Here is a 3,808-nt window from a genome sequence, read left to right as displayed (position 1 = left end):
CCCCTAGCCCCTATCCCCATTCCCCAATTTCAGGAGGTGAAATAAGTATGGGTAGAACGCGAGAAAACAAAGACGCAATTATTGCTGACCTCAAGGAAACCTTGAGCCAGTCTCAGCTAGTAGTCGCGATCGACTACCAAGGGCTATCTGTTGCTGAGATCACTGATTTGCGGCGACGGCTGCGTCCCACCGGTACTGTTTGCAAGGTGACTAAAAACACGCTGATGGGAATTGCCGTTCAAGACGATGAGAAATGGCAGCCAATGCAGGAATTCCTGAAAGGTTCTTCTGCTTTTCTCCTCGTCAAGGAAGACATCGGCGGCGCGATTAAGGCTTATCAAGATTTCCAAAAAGCTACCAAGAAGTCGGAACTTCGCGGTGGCGTCATGGAAGGTCGGGCCTTAAATCAAGATGCTGTCAAGGCGATCGCTGACCTGCCATCCAAGGAACAGCTCATGGCTCAGATTGCTGGTGCTTTGAATTCTGTGACTGCCAAAATTGCGATCGCGATCAACGAAGTTCCTTCTTCGCTGGCTCGTGGCCTTCAAGCTGTGGCCGACAAGGACAAGGAAAACAATGGTGCCGCCGAAGGCGAAGCCGCTTAGTTTGTCAGCTGTCAGTTGTCAATTGTTAGTAGTTAATTTTCAAAACCACTAACTCTTGACCGACGACTAATGACTAATGACCGATGACCAAATTATCTAAACAATTCTCAGGAGTTTATCAATGTCTGCTACTACCGATCAAATTCTCGAACAACTCAAAACTTTGACTCTGTTGGAAGCTGCCGAACTGGTTAAGCAAATTGAAGAAGCCTTCGGCGTTAGCGCTGCTGCTCCTGCTGGTGGCATGATGATGATGGCTGCTCCTGGTGCTGTTGCTGCTGCCGAACCTGTAGAAGAACAAACCGAATTCACCGTCACTCTGGAAGAAGTTCCTGCTGACAAGAAAATTGGCGTTCTCAAGGTTGTACGTAGCATTACCGGTTTGGGTCTGAAAGAAGCCAAAGATTTGGTGGAAGCTACTCCTAAAGCGATTAAGGAAGCCATTAAGAAGGAAGAAGCCGAAGATATCAAGAAGCAAATTGAAGAAGCTGGCGGTAAAGTTTCTATTAAGTAATCGCTGGCATTATTACCTTGCATTTGCATTTAAAGAGTCCCAAATGGGACTTTTTTTTATTGCTGATTAGTTTGGTCATACTAAATCCTGGTTAACTACCTCCTGAGTGAACGAACGGCGAAGACGAGAAGAGTGCGAAGAGGAGAGGAAGAAGATAAAGGGGGTAGCTAATCTGGATTTGGTATCAATTGTGTATTTAGTGTAAATCTCGATCCCAAATGCCGATGTAAATGCGATCGCGATCGTTTCGCTCAATTACTCCTTTTAGATCGCCTACAGCAAAGGAATATCTATTCTTTTCTCTTTTATACACTCTTTCTAGCTGTAGTTTTATCTCCCGTGATGCTGGACTGCCTAGCATTTCATTGAGAGTTTTAAACATCGATTCCGAGTCTACCGAGGGAGCGAATGCTACTTCGGTTTGACGCAAAAGTTGGGTATTGCGATCGAATAAATAACCCAAGCTAACTTCACTGGGGACAAAATCTTCATAGAGTACGGCGCGGGTATTTTTCCAGACGCCTTTAGTAATTTTGCTGGGATTCCCCAAAGTATTTCTGACTGTAGATTCTGGCGTACCAACGGGAAAACCCGGTACGAGTCCGCGAGTCGAAATCCGGCGAGATCTATTTTGGTTAATAGGTTCTTGAGTTGCTGATGGGGGAGGGGTTTTTTCTGATACTGGATTTGGGGTTGATGGAGTGGAAGTGGGAGAGTTCTCAATCGCAGGGGAAGGGATTTTTGCTGTTACTGGATTTGAGGTTGATGGGGTGGAAGTGGGGGAGTTCTCAATTGCGGACGAAGTATCTTTTTTTACTACTGGTTGCGGTGCGATCGGTTGGCGAGATTTGGCGATCGCAATCCCAATAATAAACGCAGCACCAACGATTCCGCCTGCAATTATCGCTGCTTTTTTCCACTCCCTGGAACGATTGGAGGGATGAGGAATTTTAACTGCTTGGGTGGATGCGCCGCCTGGGGATACTGCAATCGTTTCTTGCTGGGAAAGGGGGACACCAGCAACGGGGGTAGGGGAAGTTTGTAAGGCGTCTAGCATTTGTCTGGCGGTAGAAAAGCGATCGCGTGGATGCGATCGAATCGCCTTATCCAATACCGTCGCCAAGTTACGGTTAATATTTGGCGCATTTTGACGCCAAATCAACTCACCCGTTTGGGAATCAACCTGCAATTCTTGAGGCAATTTTCCCGTCAGCAGATAGATGGCAGTTAGCCCCAAACTGTATAAATCGCTTGAAAATATTGGTCTACCTGCTGCTTGTTCCGAAGGCATAAACCCAGGCGTTCCGATTACCATTGAGTGAGTGGGGTTGCCTTGGGAATTCAGCACCGTGGTCATGGTTTCTTTGACTGCGCCGAAGTCAATTAAAATCGGTTTGTTATCGCGTTGGCGCAAAATGATATTGTCAGGTTTGATATCTCGATGGATGATACCCTGAGTGTGAACGTAATCGATAACGGGTAAAATATTTATCAGGATATCGCGGACGGTAGATTCGCTTAATTTTACTTCTCGCTGTAACTTTTCTGTTAAAGTTTGACCCTCAATCCATTCCTGGACTAAATAAAATTGTCCGCCTTCTTCAAAATAGGCGTATAAATCGGGAATTTGGTCGTGAGAATTGCCGAGTTTTTCCAGAATAGCTGCTTCTCGCGCAAAACGCTCTTGAATTAGTTGATATGCTTGCGGATTATGGGCAACTGGTTTAAGCTGTTTGAGCAGACAACGACGGCGGGAAGGCAGGTGAGTGTCTTCGGCGAGGAATGTTTGACCGAATCCACCAGTTGCGATCGCTTGTACGAGTTGATAGCGATTATTCAAGAGCTTCAGCGACATGATATACTATTCACTCTGGTTCTAGTATAAAGATTGAAAAGGGCAGATGCACGCAGATAAGATGTATTCATCTGTGTTCATCATGACTTAACTTACAGCTATAATGCTTGTAAGTTGGGTTTCATTACTCAACCCAACCTACAAATTGATTCGCTACTTCAAATCCAACAAACCGCTATCTTTCAATTTGGGATTAAAGCGGATTTCCTCTTGGCAACCGCGAGATTTTAACACCGCTAAAATTTCACTTTCTACTCGACGAGCCACATTTTTGAGCAGTTTAGATTGCGCCAACTCTTCTCCTGCTGCCTTTTCATAATTTGCCTTTTCTTCATCTGTCATCAGCGGTTTGACATCAATAGCTTCTGTCCATTTTACTTTATCAGCACCATTCCCAACTGGAGTAGCGCCATTTTCAGCAATCCAAGCATTCATCGTATTTTCTAGAATTGTCCGATTAGGCTTTTCAATTGTTTGGACTTTGAGCCAGTAGCATTTTTGCGGCTGACGGACAAAGTGCTGTTTGATGCTGAGATAAACATCGCGAGAATAGCCGACAAATTGAAGCGCTTTCTCTTCGTCATAAATTGCGTAAACACCGATTTTACCTTGCAAAATTTCAGGTAATTTGCCAGCTTCATCAAGATAGGGAATTTCTGCTAAACTGGCGAGAGAAGTAATATCTGTTTGAGCGGTCATTTGATTTTGGATTTTAGATTTTGGATTTTGGATTAATCGTATTTATTATCCGATTTTGCGATAAATCGCACAGAGGCGACTGGGGTTAAAAATCTTCGCTTTGAACATAAAATTAGGCGGTACATTAATAATAGC

Annotated in this window: 4 protein-coding genes; 2 read left to right on the top strand and 2 right to left on the bottom strand. The window is 44.6% G+C overall.

The genetic code is table 11. The features are described 5' to 3' along the window. Positions 1–47 precede the first annotated feature (47 nt). Both rplJ and rplL read left to right on the top strand, forming a co-directional pair. Positions 48–605, top strand: a complete 558-nt coding sequence (gene rplJ, locus H6S82_RS23040; protein WP_190461223.1) for a 50S ribosomal protein L10 — start codon at positions 48–50, stop codon at positions 603–605. Between the two features lie 121 nt (positions 606–726). Further along, the gene (rplL, locus tag H6S82_RS23035; protein WP_190461225.1) at positions 727–1,119 is read left to right on the top strand and encodes a 50S ribosomal protein L7/L12; all 393 of its coding nucleotides are present in this window, start codon (positions 727–729) and stop codon (positions 1,117–1,119) included. 196 nt (positions 1,120–1,315) lie between these two features. Here the strand turns inward: rplL and H6S82_RS23030 are convergent, their stop codons facing one another. Together H6S82_RS23030 and H6S82_RS23025 are read right to left on the bottom strand one after the other, a co-directional pair. After that, a complete protein-coding gene (locus H6S82_RS23030) occupies positions 1,316–2,974 on the bottom strand; it encodes a protein kinase (protein ID WP_190461227.1) in 1,659 nt (552 codons plus the stop codon). 153 nt (positions 2,975–3,127) lie between these two features. Then, complete coding sequence (locus tag H6S82_RS23025) at positions 3,128–3,673, bottom strand: GIY-YIG nuclease family protein (RefSeq protein ID WP_190461230.1); 546 nt, start codon at positions 3,671–3,673, stop codon at positions 3,128–3,130. Positions 3,674–3,808: the final 135 nt, after the last annotated feature.

This window comes from Planktothrix sp. FACHB-1355, from assembly GCF_014748295.1.
Taxonomy (GTDB): domain Bacteria; phylum Cyanobacteriota; class Cyanobacteriia; order Cyanobacteriales; family Aerosakkonemataceae; genus Aerosakkonema; species Aerosakkonema funiforme_A.
This window is presented reverse-complemented; position numbering and strand designations above follow the sequence as displayed.

What these genes read in the sequence shown, in the direction of transcription:
- rplJ (WP_190461223.1), top strand. Translation starts at nt 48, where the DNA reads ATGGGTAGAACGCGAGAAAACAAAGACGCAATTATTGCTGACCTCAAG.
- rplL (WP_190461225.1), top strand. Translation starts at nt 727, where the DNA reads ATGTCTGCTACTACCGATCAAATTCTCGAACAACTCAAAACTTTGACT.
- H6S82_RS23030 (WP_190461227.1), bottom strand. Translation starts at nt 2,974, where the DNA reads ATGTCGCTGAAGCTCTTGAATAATCGCTATCAACTCGTACAAGCGATC.
- H6S82_RS23025 (WP_190461230.1), bottom strand. Translation starts at nt 3,673, where the DNA reads ATGACCGCTCAAACAGATATTACTTCTCTCGCCAGTTTAGCAGAAATT.